The organism is Corynebacterium sp. KPL2850, assembly GCF_040225855.1.
GTDB lineage: Bacteria > Actinomycetota > Actinomycetes > Mycobacteriales > Mycobacteriaceae > Corynebacterium.
On sequence record NZ_JBEHFV010000010.1, the window covers coordinates 1 to 14,152 of the forward strand.

General features: G+C 59.3%; 12 protein-coding genes. 6 read left to right on the forward strand and 6 right to left on the reverse strand.

Features of this window, described 5'->3' with window-relative positions; translation table 11 throughout:
• Positions 1–266: 266 nt before the first annotated feature.
• Positions 267–1,541, reverse strand: a complete 1,275-nt coding sequence (locus ABRP93_RS04825; protein ID WP_349887090.1) for an SLC13 family permease — start codon at positions 1,539–1,541, stop codon at positions 267–269.
• A 352-nt stretch (positions 1,542–1,893) separates the two neighbouring features.
• Here ABRP93_RS04825 and ABRP93_RS04830 point away from each other — a divergent pair, with 352 nt between their 5' ends.
• The 3 genes from ABRP93_RS04830 to ABRP93_RS04840 are packed head-to-tail and all read left to right on the forward strand — an operon-like array spanning position 1,894 to position 6,033.
• On the forward strand, positions 1,894–2,655 hold the full coding sequence (locus ABRP93_RS04830; RefSeq protein ID WP_349887091.1) for a LamB/YcsF family protein: 762 nt from the start codon (positions 1,894–1,896) through the stop codon (positions 2,653–2,655).
• Positions 2,655–4,256, forward strand: a complete 1,602-nt coding sequence (locus ABRP93_RS04835) for a 5-oxoprolinase subunit B/C family protein (protein WP_349887092.1) — start codon at positions 2,655–2,657, stop codon at positions 4,254–4,256. Before ABRP93_RS04830 ends, ABRP93_RS04835 begins: the two co-directional genes overlap by 1 nt.
• On the forward strand, positions 4,246–6,033 hold the full coding sequence (locus tag ABRP93_RS04840) for an acetyl/propionyl/methylcrotonyl-CoA carboxylase subunit alpha (RefSeq protein ID WP_349887093.1): 1,788 nt from the start codon (positions 4,246–4,248) through the stop codon (positions 6,031–6,033). Before ABRP93_RS04835 ends, ABRP93_RS04840 begins: the two co-directional genes overlap by 11 nt.
• A 10-nt stretch (positions 6,034–6,043) precedes the next feature.
• Here the strand turns inward: ABRP93_RS04840 and ABRP93_RS04845 are convergent, their stop codons facing one another.
• Positions 6,044–7,177, reverse strand: coding sequence for an ATP-binding protein (locus tag ABRP93_RS04845; protein WP_349887095.1), 1,134 nt, complete (start codon positions 7,175–7,177; stop codon positions 6,044–6,046).
• 144 nt (positions 7,178–7,321) lie between these two features.
• On the opposite strand from ABRP93_RS04845, the gene ABRP93_RS04850 reads away from it, so the two are divergent.
• A complete protein-coding gene (locus tag ABRP93_RS04850) occupies positions 7,322–7,939 on the forward strand; it encodes a GntR family transcriptional regulator (protein ID WP_349887096.1) in 618 nt (205 codons plus the stop codon).
• A 20-nt stretch (positions 7,940–7,959) separates the two neighbouring features.
• On the opposite strand, the gene ABRP93_RS04855 is transcribed toward ABRP93_RS04850, so the two are convergent.
• The 3 genes from ABRP93_RS04855 to ABRP93_RS04865 form a co-directional block, all read right to left on the reverse strand.
• Positions 7,960–8,739 carry a putative hydro-lyase gene (locus tag ABRP93_RS04855; protein ID WP_349887097.1) on the reverse strand — a complete coding sequence of 260 codons (780 nt, stop codon included), beginning with the start codon at positions 8,737–8,739 and terminating at the stop codon, positions 7,960–7,962.
• On the reverse strand, positions 8,730–9,893 hold the full coding sequence (locus tag ABRP93_RS04860; protein ID WP_034659630.1) for an NRAMP family divalent metal transporter: 1,164 nt from the start codon (positions 9,891–9,893) through the stop codon (positions 8,730–8,732). The genes ABRP93_RS04855 and ABRP93_RS04860 overlap by 10 nt, the downstream gene beginning before the upstream one ends.
• A gap of 196 nt (positions 9,894–10,089) precedes the next feature.
• On the reverse strand, positions 10,090–10,488 hold the full coding sequence (locus tag ABRP93_RS04865) for an endonuclease domain-containing protein (RefSeq protein ID WP_284849745.1): 399 nt from the start codon (positions 10,486–10,488) through the stop codon (positions 10,090–10,092).
• A 1,042-nt stretch (positions 10,489–11,530) separates the two neighbouring features.
• On the opposite strand from ABRP93_RS04865, the gene ABRP93_RS04870 reads away from it, so the two are divergent.
• On the forward strand, positions 11,531–12,574 hold the full coding sequence (locus ABRP93_RS04870; RefSeq protein WP_349887099.1) for a ribonuclease HI: 1,044 nt from the start codon (positions 11,531–11,533) through the stop codon (positions 12,572–12,574).
• A 6-nt stretch (positions 12,575–12,580) separates the two neighbouring features.
• Here ABRP93_RS04870 and ABRP93_RS04875 read toward each other — a convergent pair whose 3' ends face one another.
• Positions 12,581–13,042, reverse strand: coding sequence for a YdcF family protein (locus tag ABRP93_RS04875; protein WP_023025471.1), 462 nt, complete (start codon positions 13,040–13,042; stop codon positions 12,581–12,583).
• Positions 13,043–13,157: 115 nt separating this feature from the next.
• Here ABRP93_RS04875 and ABRP93_RS04880 point away from each other — a divergent pair, with 115 nt between their 5' ends.
• Positions 13,158–14,144 carry a LacI family DNA-binding transcriptional regulator gene (locus ABRP93_RS04880; protein WP_349887100.1) on the forward strand — a complete coding sequence of 329 codons (987 nt, stop codon included), beginning with the start codon at positions 13,158–13,160 and terminating at the stop codon, positions 14,142–14,144.
• Positions 14,145–14,152 lie beyond the last annotated feature (8 nt).

A 14,152-nucleotide genomic window follows, 5' to 3' on the forward strand; every position in this document is an offset into this window, starting at 1 on the left:
AATGGCCGTAGCCTTTCCCGCCCGCTTCGACAAATACCTATAAACCTAGCCCCACACACAAACAACTTGACACGCTCCTATGGGTGAATTCAACATAATAAATCGCAGCATACAGTAATACACATCACATATGTCGCTTTCATTCAAAATTCACTCACACGCTGGGCTTAAGCCGGAAATTTGTCCTATCTCTTACCGGATGAGGGGCACAAATGGAGCATCGCAAAGGGCTGTAAGTACTTAACCCGCGGCCAGAACTTTGTACTTTAAAAAGGTAAGAAGACCAGCAACCACGCCATAAGCGGACTGAAGGCGATGACGACGCCGGAATAAATCAGCATCTGTTTGAAAACGCGATCGCGCTGCCCGGGATGGACATTGGCAAGCACCATTGCGCCATTCGTAGAAAAGGGACTCACGTCTACGACGGTGGCGGAAATGGCGATAGCGGCTGCGGTACCAACAACCGGCAAGGTGCCGTCGGTCAAGAAAGGCGTGGCCATAGACATTGCAATTCCGATGGTGGCGATGGAGGAAGCAAGCGCTGAGACGATTCCCGAAAGGTAGCACATAAGCAATAACCCAAGGGCTGGCGCGCCAAGCGCGGTAATGGCCCTAGAAAGGGAATCAACGGTACCGGCGGCTTCAAGAACCTCGATATATGTCACCATGCCACCCACTAGGACGATCGTTCCCCAAGAGACATTATTAAGCGCTTTGACCGACTCGCCAGGTTTAATCACCGCCAGAATTGCTCCCAAGATGATGGAAAGCAGGCCAATATCAAGGTTGAAAATCCCAGCCCCTACGGCTAGTCCTGCCAGCGAAGCAAGGGTTAGCCATTGGAATGGTTGTACCTGTGTGGATGTACCCTCTTCTTGGTCACCTTCTGACCGGATTTCCATCGACGCATCCCACTGCTGCCCGATGAGTTTTCGCCCGCCCAAAAAGATATAAACCAAAAGGCCCATGAGGACATTAAAGAGCATGGCAATAATAAAGAGCAGGGTCTGCGATGCCTCGAGGCCTGCATTCTGGATGGTGCCGTTAACAAAGATGCCGTAGACACTCAGCGGTGAAAGCAATCCCGCCATCCCACCGTGGACGACCATCATGCCCATCATGAGCGGATTGATTCGATAGCGGCGAGCGAAAGGCAGCGCCAACGGGGAAATGACACCGATACAAAAGATGGCGCCGATAGACATGAAGGCACCAGTAATGACGAAGAAGATCCACGGCATGACCGCCCGGTTACCGCGCACCAACCGCATACACCAGTTCAGTAACAGGGAAATAGTGCCGTTGTGCTGTGCAAACCCAAAGAGATACGTCAATCCCATCAGGGCAAACATGAGGTCCACTGGGAAACCCGCGAAGATGGAATCGAGCGGATCTGCGCCATCCTCATTAAATGCAGGCAGCTTGTAACCAACGAGAAAAGCGCCGGCTAAGCCAAGTATTCCTAGGTTGATATTGCGCAGCGTCCCCAGCAGAAAGATGGCGATGAGAACGATGACAGTTACGGCTTGTAAAGACATAGCGGAAGTCTCACGTGCGGTATCGAATGCCACTGCTTATGGGTGGAGCATGGCGGGGAATGGCCAGGGGTGTAGGCCGCTTTCGAGGAAAAGTTTACACTCCTATTCCACAGGACGGGCAACTAGTCCCACTTATTGAGATACGAGGGTGTGGACCTCTCCGTCACCTCGCAAGCACCCCACCGACAACACAAGGACCCGAACGCTTTGGACACTCCCAGAAATCACCACCGAGGGGGCATTCAGATGGCTGGATACGCGCCCCCAAAAAAGTAACCGTCTTCACAAATGGCAGTGGCACGGGTTACACTTGGATCCACACTTATTGTTCAACAATTAAGGATGGTGTTGAATGGCTTCGCTCCACATTGATCTCAACGCGGACTTGGGTGAAACCACCGCCGGCAACCCGGTAGCCGATGATGCCGCGATGCTGGAGATGGTCTCCTCCGCCAATGTCGCCACCGGCTTCCACGCCGGTGATCCGCACTCCATTGCGCAGACCCTTAAATCCGCGGCGCGTGCGGGAGTAACGGTCGGAGCACACGTGGGTTATAACGATCCGGCCGGTTTTGGCCGCCGCTTCATCGACTACAACGCAGCGGAGCTCGCGGACGAGGTCACCTACCAAATTGGTGCGCTCGATGCGCTGGCGCGCGCCAATGGCACGCGGGTGTCTTATGTGAAGCCGCACGGCGCGATGTACAACACCATCGTCAAGGACGAGGCACAAGCCAAGGGAGTTATTGCAGGTATTAAGGCCTTCGGTGACCTCCCCGTGATGCTGCTGCCAGGCGGCCTCGCCGTCGATATTGCAGAATCACAAGGCCTCACCGTCATCCGCGAGGCCTTCGCGGATCGCAACTACAACCCCGATGGCACGCTGGTCTCACGCAAGCAGGACAATGCGGTGATGGGGGATGAAGGGGATGTCGTCAAGCGCGTGCTCGAAGTCGCCCACACCGGCTCCATTACCGCCATCGATGGCACCACGCTCGATGTCGATGCCCAGTCCGTGTGCACCCACGGTGACTCGCCGGGCTCCGTGAAACTGCTGCGCGGTGTGGTCGAGCGCCTCAGCGCGGAAGGAATCGACATTCGGAGCTTTATCTAATGCCGCATATTCACTTCGTTGGCACCCGCGCCCTCCTCATTGATTTGGACGGGCTTGAGCAGGTCATGGCGTGGCATGCGGCACTGTCCGCTAAACCGCTCAAGAATCAGGTGGATTGCATCGCCGCTGCCACCACGTTGCTCATTACCTTTGAGGCGCCGAATTCCGCGCGCGCGGCCGCAGAGTTTCTGACGGACTTCTCCCCTGCCGCCGCTACTGCTAAGGAAGCGCGCACGGTCGATATCGATGTGCTTTACGATGGCGACGATGTCGACGCCGCCGCCGAGCTCCTCGGCATGTCGCGCGAGGCCTTGATTGACTGGCATACCTCTACCGAATGGACCGCCGCCTTTGGTGGCTTTGCCCCCGGCTTTACTTACTGCGCGCCTTCCTATCCGGCCCAAGCCAAGGCCGTGCCACGCCGCTCCGATCCGCGCACAGCCGTTCCGGCTGGCGCCGTGGGCATCGCGGGTGAGTTCTCCGCGGTCTACCCGCGCGTTTCGCCAGGCGGCTGGCAGCTGCTCGGCACCACCAATACCCCGATGTGGGATTCGCACGCGAACCCACCCGCGCTGGTGCAGCCCGGTGACCGGGTGCGCTACCGCGCCGTGGACGAGCTGCCGGACTTGGTGGATCGCAGCGCGGAATCCAAGCGCTCGCCGGCCCGCCTGCCCCGCATGGAGGTCCTCGATGCCGGCCTGCTCACGCTCTATCAAGACTTAGGCCGCCCCGGCGTGGGCGACCTCGGCGTGACGCCCTCCGGTGCCGCCGATCACGCCGCCGCGGCGACCGCGAACGTTGCCGTGGGCAATCCGCGGGGCGCGACGGTGCTAGAAAATATCGGCGGCATTAAGCTGCGCGCGCTTACCGATACCGTCATCTGCGTTACCGGCGCCACTGCCCGCGTCCGCCTGGGTGAGATGCCCGTGCACCTCGCCCGCCCGGTGCTCGTAACCGCCGGCCAGACTGTGACGGTCGGTGCCGCAACGGTGGGTATGCGCAACTACGTGGCCATTCGCGGCGGCATCATTGCCGAATCCGAGCTCGGCTCCTCTGCCACCGACGTCCTCTCCGGCCTCGGCCCCGATCCCGTCACCACTGGCGATGTCATCGGCGTGCTGCCGCGCTCAACCGGCATGACGGATGCGCAATTGGTCAACCCCCTGCGCGTATCCGCTGACTCCGCCGGAAAAACGCGCGCGACGCTGCGCTGCGTGCTGGGCCCGCGCGATGACTGGTTTGGCGATAATATCTCCACCTTCCTGGATACCGAATGGGTCGTTTCCTCTGATTCCAACCGCGTTGGCCTGCGGCTTTCCGGGGCTAAAGACAGCGCAGGGGCTCCCGAAATCACCGTGCAGCGCGTCAAAGACGGCGAGCTGCCCTCTGAGGGAATGGTGGCCGGTTCCATCCAGATCCCGCCGAACGGCAAACCGGTGGTCTTCCTGCGCGATCACGCCGTCACCGGCGGCTACCCCGTCATCGCCACCGTGCTGGAAGAAGATATCGACATCGCCGCGCAGCTTCCGCCCGGCGCACGCGTGACCTTCCGCCTCGTGACACCCCAAGCTTTAAATACTGGAGAAGAAAATGCAGATTAAAACCGTCCTCATTGCTAACCGCGGCGAAATCGCCGTGCGCATCGCCCGCGTGGCCCGCGACTTGGGCATTAAGTCCATCGCCATTTATTCCGAGGCCGACGCCGGCGCCCTGCACACCCAGGTTGCCGATGAAGCCTATGCGCTGCCCGGCAATACCGCCGCCGATACTTACATGAATATCCCGGCGCTGCTGGATATCGCCGTGCGCGCCGGCGCCGATGCCATCCACCCGGGCTACGGTTTCCTCTCCGAAAACGCCGACTTTGCCCGCACCGTCACCGATGCCGGCATGATCTGGATCGGCCCCTCCCCGGAGTCCATCGAGCTGTTGGGCGATAAGATTGCCGCCCGCCGCGTGGCCGAAGAGGTCGGCGCGCCCCTGGCTCCGGGCACCTCCGATCCCATTGATGATTGGCAGGAGGCCCGCGCCTTTGCCGAGGAGCACGGCCTGCCGATTGCCATCAAGGCCGCCTATGGCGGCGGCGGGCGCGGCCTTAAGGTCGTGGATTCCATGGATGAGATCGAGGGCGCGTTCAACTCCGCCGGGCGCGAGGCCATGGAGGCTTTCGGCCGCGCCGAGTGCTACGTGGAGAAGTTCCTGACCCACCCACGCCACGTGGAGGCGCAGGTCCTGGCGGATACCCACGGCAACGTCCGCGTGCTGGGCACCCGCGATTGCTCCACCCAGCGCCGCTTCCAAAAGCTCATCGAAGAGGCCCCTGCGCCCGCGCTTTCCGATGCCCAGCGCACCGGCATCATCGAAGGCGCCCGCTCCATCTGTTCCCACGTGGGCTATACCGGCGCCGGCACCGTGGAATACATCGTTTCCGAGGACGGCACCATCTCCTTCTTGGAGGTCAATACCCGCGTCCAAGTCGAGCACCCCGTAACCGAGGTGGTGACCGGCACCGATATCATCGCCGAGCAATTCCGCATCGCCGCGGGCGAGCCCCTGTCCATCTCTGAGGATCCGGATTCCACCGGCCACGCCTTCGAGTTTCGCATCAATGCCGAAGATATCCTCAACGGTTTTGCCCCCTGCCCCGGTACCATCGTCTCCTTCGAGCCGCCCACCGGCCCCGGCATCCGCGTCGATTCGGCTGTCCGCTCGGGTTCCATTATTCCGCCGTACTATGACTCGCTCATTGCCAAGCTCATCGTGTGGGGCCCCACGCGCGAGGTAGCCCTCGCTCGTTCCCGCCAGGCGCTGCGCGAGTTCGACGTCTCCGGCGTGCGCACCGTGCTGCCCTTCCACCGCGACATGATGGACGAGTCCGCGCTTATTGGCACCGCGTCTTCCGCTGAGGCCGATGCCGGTGCCAGCGAAATCGGCGTCTTTACTGACTGGCTTGATCACAACTACCGGCCCTCTGCTGCCAACCAGGTAGACAAGGTCGAGGCCATCTATACCAAGCGCCGGACGGTCGCGGTAGAAATCGATGGCAAGCTCGTCAATATCGGCGTGCCCATGGACTTCCTCGCAGGCGCCGGTACCGGCTCGGGCGCCGTGGGTGACTCTGGTGCCACCGCCACCGCCCCCTCGACGGCCGGGGCGCAGTCCACCGACGATAACGCGGTCACCTCCCCCTTCGAGGCCAACCTCGTGGCCTGGAATGTATCCGATGGCGATAGCGTCTCCGAGGGCGATTCCATCGCCACGGTCGAGGCCATGAAGATGGAATCTGCCATCAAGGCCCCGCGCGGCGGCACCATCAAGATCCTCGCCGAGGAGGGCGACCGCCTGGATTCCGCGACGGTGATTGCGACCATCGACTAGCGCGTGCTGCCTACCTGGGTGCCTGGCCGCGCAGATACTCACCCAGGTAAGGCAAGAGGAAATGCACGGTTCCATAGCGGCGGCTGGCGATGAGATCGCGCTCTAAAAGCAGCTTGCGGGCCATGGAAATGGCATTGGGACTCTTGCCCAGGTGCGCCGCGATGGCACCGGTGGGAATATCAGCCCCGTGTTCGGCTTCCAGCTCCGCCATGGCATTGAGAAAAGCGCGCTGGGCGTCAGGAACATTCTTCAACGCAATCTTGTGCACCTGGTTTCCCATATGCGCTGGAATCTCGCGCGCAATCGAGGACACGTGGCGCTCTTCGATGGCATCCGCCCCATCGAGTACCGCGCGGGTCCACGCCAAAGCGCCAACCAACTGCAATAGGTACGGATACCCCTGTACCAATGCGGTCGCTTCTTCTAGAGCGCGCTCGTTGAAACCGCGCCCAGCCGCGGTGGCGGTGCTACGCAGGGTATCGGCTACGGTGGCATCATCAAGCAGCCCCAAATCCAGCCTTTGAGCGCGGCGCAAAAAGGTGGTGCCTTCGTGCTCCAATAGTTCTTCTACCCCGAAGGTCAATCCCGCGGCGGCGAAGGCAATGTCGTACTCGTCCCGAATGAGATCCTGGATGGCGGTGGCCAGCTGCGCAAGCTCGTCCACGGAAGCCGCTTGCACCTCATCGACCGTCAACAAGACGCCCGCATCATGCGCACGCGCGGCCTTCAGAAGGCTGCGCAGCCGCGAGACCAAGCTGGGCTGGGCCTGGTTATGGGGCAATTGCGTCGTTACAGATCCCACGCCCGCCACAGAGAATCCCGTGATCTTGCGGCCCGTCTTCTCCGTATAGTCCAGCTCCTCTATGGCTTCCGGAATCGTGGAATCGCGTAGCTGCGCTACCATCTGGGCATCCGCATAGGCGCGGATGACAACCCACCCCAGACGGCGCGCGGATTCTTCAAACTCATTGAGCAACACGGTTTTGCCCACCCCGCGCGTACCGCTGACAAGTAAGGCGCGCTGCATGGCGCCCACGCCGCCCACGAGCCCATAGTTAAACGAGCTGATTTCAAATTCGCGCCCGGCCAGCTGCACCGGCGACGCGCCAAAACTGGGGCGAAAAGGATTCTTATCCGGAATCACTATGCCAGACCTTCCATTTAGATCCTTTAGAACTATGGTTTCAGTTTAGATCCTTTAGAACTTCGCCGCCTCTTTAGAACTTTTAGATCTTTAAGTCATACGGAATGGCCGTTGACGCCTCACCCATTCAGTAAGGTGAGGGTCATGCTTTCCCAGTCCGTCGCCACCGCTTTGCGCCAAGAGATATCGGCCGGCAATTTTCAGCCCGGCGAGCAGCTCAGCGAGGTAAAGGTGGCCGAGCAATTCGGTTGCTCCCGCAATACCCTCCGCGAGGCCTTCACCACGCTTACCGCCGAGCGCCTGGTCGAGCGCATCCCCCACCGCGGCGTCTTCATCGCCACCCCGGATGCCGCCTATATCCGCGATTTATTCGCCGCCCGCGCCGCCATCGAGCCAGCTGCCGCGCGGTGGGGCGCGTTTGCCGATGCCCCCTCGCTCATCTCCCTCGCCTCCTCCGCCTTCGAGTGTGCAAGACGTGAAAAGCACCAGGAAGTCTCCTCCATTAACCAGCGCTTCCACCAAGCACTGGTAGCAGGGCTTGATTCCCCCACCTTGGATGAGCAGATGAGCAACCTGCTCGCGCGCATGCGGCTTACCTTCTTATTAGTCATTCCCCGCTACCCACGACTGCACGCCGATCACATTCAAAACAATGTGGATGTGGCCACGCTCATCGCGGACGGAAAACGCGAAGAGGCCACCACGCAGTTGCGCGATAGCCTCTTAGAAACCTGCGATACCATCTTGTCCTTCACGGACTAAGAAGGTGGCGGGGTCAATGCCTAAGGGATGAGATACTCCGCATCGCGAGTATTGGTCACCAGCATCTTGCCCGGCGCGTGGGAAATGGCCAGCTCTGGCTTTGATTCCATCACGATGGCCTGCGGAGTAACCCCACACGCCCAAAAGACGGGCAGGCAACCTTCTGGAATGTCCACCGCATCACCAAAGTCTGGGTGCGCTAAATCCGCAATGCCGATGGCCGCTGGGTCCCCCACGTGCACCGGCGCACCGTGCACGGACGGATAGCGGGAGGTAATGCGCACCGCATCGGAGACCTGCGATGCCGGAATCGGGCGCATCGATACCACCATCGGTCCGGAAAATATGCCCGCAGGAGTAGTGGGGATATTCGTCCGGTACATCGGCACATTGCGCTGTTGTTTGATATGCGCGATCTCTATGCCCGCATCCACCAGCGCCGTTTCAAAGGTAAACGAGCAGCCGATAAGGAAGCTGACCATGTCGGGGGTGTAATGGGAGGTGGCATCGGCAAGCGTGGCCGTGTGCTCACCATGCTCAAAGATGCGATAGGCCGGGATATCGGTGCGGATATCGCCGCCAGGTAGCAGATCCGAGGTGTACTGGCCCGCCTCAAGCACGCCGACGATGGGGCACGGCTTGGGGTTGCGCTGGGCAAAAAGGAGGAAGTCGAAGGCGTATTCGCTGGGCAGCGAGAGCAGGTTGGCCTGCATGTAGCCCTGCGCGTGCCCGGCGGTGGTGGTCATCTCGTGGGTGCGCGCAAACTCGCGTACCTCTTCTGGCGTCTGCATTATGCCCATATCGCTGTAATTCCTGAAACTGCTCGAAGCCCGATGAAAATGGTCAGCAACCAGGCCAGGCTGCCAAGGATAAGCAGCCACTTTGGGTACTCATAGCCCTGCAGCAGGTCCTTGCGGCGCCAGGCCACCCACATCACCAGCGCGAAGCCGATGGGAAGGATGAGCCCGTTAATCGCACCGGCGAAGATCAAGAGCTTTTGCGGTGCGGAGTTGATTAGTACAAAAATGATCGTACAAACCGTAATGAAGATAACGGTGAAGATATTGCGGGTCCGGGCCGGGGTTTCCTGGGTGGTCACGAAGGACACCGAGGTATAAGCGGCACCGATGACGGAAGATAGGCCTGCGGCAAACAGCACCATACCGAATGCGCGGAGGCCGAATTCACCAGCTGCATGATAGAAGGCATCGGCGGCAGTATTATTTTCCTTTAGCGTGACGCCCGTGGCCACCACGCCCAACACCGCCAAGAAGAGCAGCATGCGCATAATGCCGGTAACGATGATGCCGCTGACGGAAGTCCGCGTAATGTTCTTGACGTTTTCAACGCCAGATAAGCCCGCATCGATCAACCGGTGCGCGCCGGCAAAAGTGATATAGCCACCGACGGTGCCGCCGATGATGGTGGTAATGACGAAGAAATCGATTTCCCCCGGCGCGACGGTATTCTTAAGCGCCTCCCCTACCGGCGGCTGGCTGACGATGGCCACGTACAACATGAGCAGGATCATCACCGCGCCCAGGGCGGCCACGAGGCGGTCCAGCGCCATTCCAGCGCGGCGGGAGAGGAAGATAAACACCGCAATCGCCGCCGCAATGACGCCGCCGATGCGCGCATCGATGCCCAGCATCGCGTTCAAGCCCAAGCCTGCGCCGGCGATATTACCGATATTAAAAATCGCCCCGCCGAAAAAGACGAAGCCGGCGAGCACCCAACCTAGACCGGGCAGGACGGTATTGCCCAAGGTATTGGCGCGCATTCCCGTCACGCAGAGCACGCGCCACACATTGAGCTGGATGGCAATGTCCACCAAGATGGACAGCGCGATAGCGAAGGCAAAAGAAGCGCCCATCTGGACGGTAAAGACCGAAGTCTGGGTCAAAAAGCCCGGGCCAATGGCCGAGGTAGCCATGAGGAACATGGCTCCCGCCATGGCGCCAATGCCCTTGGGCGGGGTTTTCGCATCCGCCTCCGCCCCCGCCGGTGACGGGGCGGAAGCCTGTTTTTCAGCACTCACTAGTCTCACCTTTCGTGACGCCGGTCTCTCTTAATTATGATTCGCATCATCATAATTGCTATTACGGAGGTTGTTCAACAACATCTATAGCTAGGGGTACCACGGGGGTGATCTACGCTACTTTTCCCGTCTTTCGCCCCAGGTATTCAACTATTGTCTCTACGACCCTATTCGGGTCATTAACCAGCTCTTTTGGCCCAAACCTCAATACCGTAAATCGCTGGTTTTCGATTTCTCGTTGCCGGCGCATCTGTTCCTTGACCACTGTTTCCGGCGCTTTCCCATAAGTACCGTCGTACTTGGTATCCCCGTCGACCTCAATAATGAGCCACCCATCGATGCATAAGTCAGCCCGGTACTTTCCCAATACGCGAAATTGTGGGTACACAGTGGCCGAGGGAATCTTTTCAATAATTAACGCCCGCAACAGCGACTCGTACGGTGATTCAGAACCGGCATACGCATGCTCCACCACCATTTTCATGGGGAGAGGCCCCTTCATCCGAGCCATTACTGCCCGGGTTTCCTTTAGTTCTTCTACCGAAACTAGGCCCGCACGCAATGCGGAATCGACCGCAACAAGCCCCTCCGCAAACCCATGTAGCCTGGCGATATCCAAGCACGTCCGCGCCGGATTCGTCACCCGAACCCCAGACCTTTCCACCGATGTCTCCCCTATACGTGACATTCGGTAGTACTTTCGCGGCCAGTGCGTTTTCGGTGGGATACTTCCTGAAGGTGAAGCGAGTTCGACGACCTCATTTCTCCGCGGAATTACCCAAATTCCCCAAATACGCGCAGCCGACTTAGCCACCAATGACGCTCGGTGCGCACTTAGGCCGGCCGCTAAAGTAAGGGCAAGCTGTTGCTTATGCCATGGCCAGCTTTCCCACGTCGTTGTTTTCACTGCAATCCATGGAGCGACTCGCTTTAATTCGCCCGTGTACAGCGCGGGATAGTAAGGACTAGTTGAACCTGCGTAACGAAGATTAATTAACTCATGATTTAACATGCTCTTTATCTTCGCGGCTTCCTAGAGAAACTGCCGGGCGTGATGCTCCAAATGGTCACATTCTGAGCTCTCCGCCGGCAATCTGCACCGAACGGGTGACGGTCCACGGAGCGGACGGCCAGCATCTGTTGCGGAAGGCTAGGTAGTCGGCCGCTTTCAGTCAGGGGTTGGAGGGTCAGCCTCCTATGGTCAGCCTCCTATGGTCATCCTCCACTGCAATAACTGAGCAAACTAGCGCCTCAAATATCGCAAATCTTCTTCAAATGTTGCATGGGACCCTGCACTTTTGCGGAGCAACCTAAAGAGGCCTTTGAGCAACCGGTTGCGGAGCAACCTGAAGGGGCCTTTGCACAGCCCATTTCGGAGCTTCCTGAAGGGGCCTTTGCGCAGCTTCCTGAACAATCCGTTGCACAGCTCTTTTGTGGCACTGTTGCGAGACTGGCCGCAACGAGTCCTAGAACTATCGCGAACAGTCACGAATCGAGTCCACTACAGGCGCGTGCAGTTCACCGCTGGAATGGGGCGTGATTTACTAGAACCAATGGAACCCCTCGAACTCTCTGCACTCACCGGTACGCAATCGCGCACCTACGGCACCCGCAAAATCACCAAGAACATGGTGTCTGCTCCGGTCCATGTGGCAATCGCCCTGTGGGACGAACGCTGGGATTCAGCGCAGGACGGAACCATCGAGGGCTGGGTCATCGCGGTCAACACCCCGCAGGCACGCTTCGTGCGCAAAGGCCAGATTAAAAAGGGCGATATCGTCAAAGTTGCAGTAAGCGAGCTACAGCGCGCCCTGCGCGGGATCGATGGGAGCACTTGGATTGTCACTGGTCGCAGGCAAAATGCGCTGCGAGCGGCACTCGAGAAGCGCGGCTATACGGTGACGGGGAGCTTTGCGGGGGAGAATCGGGCATCGGCAAGCGCGAGCTCCGCACGCCGCAAACAAGCTGGCCTGACCGCACGAAAGGCGCGCAAGCTGGGCGAGGCCCCAAAACAGAAGGAAGCCAACAAGGTCGAAACGCCAGAGGCTAAATGGTGGCCGAACTTCTCGCACACAACGTCGTGGCCGGCGGGCGCGGTGGTGCGCATCGCTACCGATGCCTCCTCCGATACCGTATTCAAGGGCTCGATGTGTTTCGTGGCGGGAAACGGTGACTACCGCCTGCGGACCCGTGAGACGAAAGCCAGCACGGACGAACTGGAACTAGAAGCGCTTACGCTAGCCTTAAAGTACCTGCTCAAGGTAGGTGCGACGAAGGCCGTGATCGAATCCGACTCCGTTGCGGCATTGGATGCTGTCAACCACATTGTGCACAAGAAAGGCTCGAAGGCGGCACGGCCGGGACGCAGGTGGCGCGGTGTCTCGTCTGGTGCGCGGTCCCGATTCCAACAGGCCTGGGGCGACCTAGAAGGCACCTGCGAGGTGGATATCCGCCGTGTGCTCGGCCATGCCGGGGATCCACTCAATCGCGCCGCCGATCAGATTGCGTATATGGGGCTGCGCGCTATTGCCCACCCCATGAAGCAATCGCGGCCTACCTTGCAAAGCGGGATCAGTAAGGCGCTCAAGGCGCTATAGCCTCGGTTACCTCCGCAGTCGCCGCCACAGAATTCGCACTGCGGAATGCGGGGTCGCCGCGACCTCGCGCAGGTAATTGCGCGGCATCGACAGCCACGGCGTGCGCGCGGGGTGAACGTTAATTGCAATGCCCAAATGCCAGGCCCACAATGTGGTGCGCAGGGCATGGAAATCGTTGGTAACCACCTGCAATACGGCATCTGGTGCAAGGCTGTGCGCGTTTTCTAGGTTTTCATTTGTACTGGTAGCAGCCGGTTCCACAAGCACATGCCTAGGATCAACGCCTCGCTTGATGAGGTATTCGGCCATCGCGCCCGCTTCCCCGCGGCCAGAGACGATGACTGTCTGCCCAGAATAGAGTTCAAGCGTCTTATCCAAACGAGACCGCAGCATGGCGCCCGGATGACCGTGGGTAACACGGGAGCCTAAAACAAGGAGCGGATCGCGCGGGGAATTTTCCATGCTCATTAGCTTAGACCGGCGCGAATCCTTGACAGGCACAGGTACTGAACCGTAAATTGGAACACAAGTGTGCAATCGATTGCACAACCCGTCGAAGCTGCTCTACCCCCTAGGAGCCGAAATGGCCGCAACCACCCTCAAGAACGTAGCCGCCGCTGCTGGGGTGTCCATTTCCACCGCCTCGCGCGCGCTGGCAGGTAATCCAGCTATTTCCGCAGCCACCCGCACGCGCGTAGAACAGGCAGCCGTACAGCTCAATTATCGTCCAAATGCCCAGGCACGCGCGCTGCGCAACGCACGGTCCAATGCCATCGGCCTCGTCATACCAAGCCTGGATAACTCGTATTTTGCAGCCATGGCCGCCGCAATTGAGCAAGAAGCTAATGCTCACGGTGTCGCCACCATGATTACCAGCTGCGGCGAGGATCCTGCGCGTTTGGAACGGGCCCTCGATGCCCTCACGCAGCGGCAGGTCGATGGAATAATTACTGTTCCCCTCGATGGCGCAGAAGATGCCATCCGCCAGGCCTATTCCCATCGACCGTTGCTATTGATTGACCGAGCCCTGGGGGAATTTCCCGCCGTGATTTCTGATCCTAGACCGGGAATGCATAAGGCAATTGCGCAGCTCAAGGACAAAGGCCATACCTCGATTGGCTATCTTTCCGGCCCCCAAGAAACCTCTACCGGCAGGCAGCGCCTCGCTGTCTTTACACAAGCAACTCGCGACCTTGATATCCACATTCACCACGGCAGCTTCCGGCACCGAGAGGGATACAAGGGTGCGATCGAACTACTTAATGCAGGGGTTACGGCCATCATTGCCGCTGATTCGATGATGACTGCGGGCGCCTTAGAAGCCTGTCATAATTCCGGCAAGGCCATTGGAGAAGAAGTCGCACTCGTCGGTTTCGATGACTTCATTTACCTGCGCTTCCAGCCGGCACCCATATCCGTAGTGGACCAAAACGTCGATCATATGGGCAAGATAGCCACCGCAGAGCTCATTGCGGCCATCAAAAATAAGCGCCCGCCTCAAGGATCGATAACCGATACGCGATATATCCCCCGCATGTCCACCGCATTCACCGTAGAATCCGATTCATAGGAGGATTT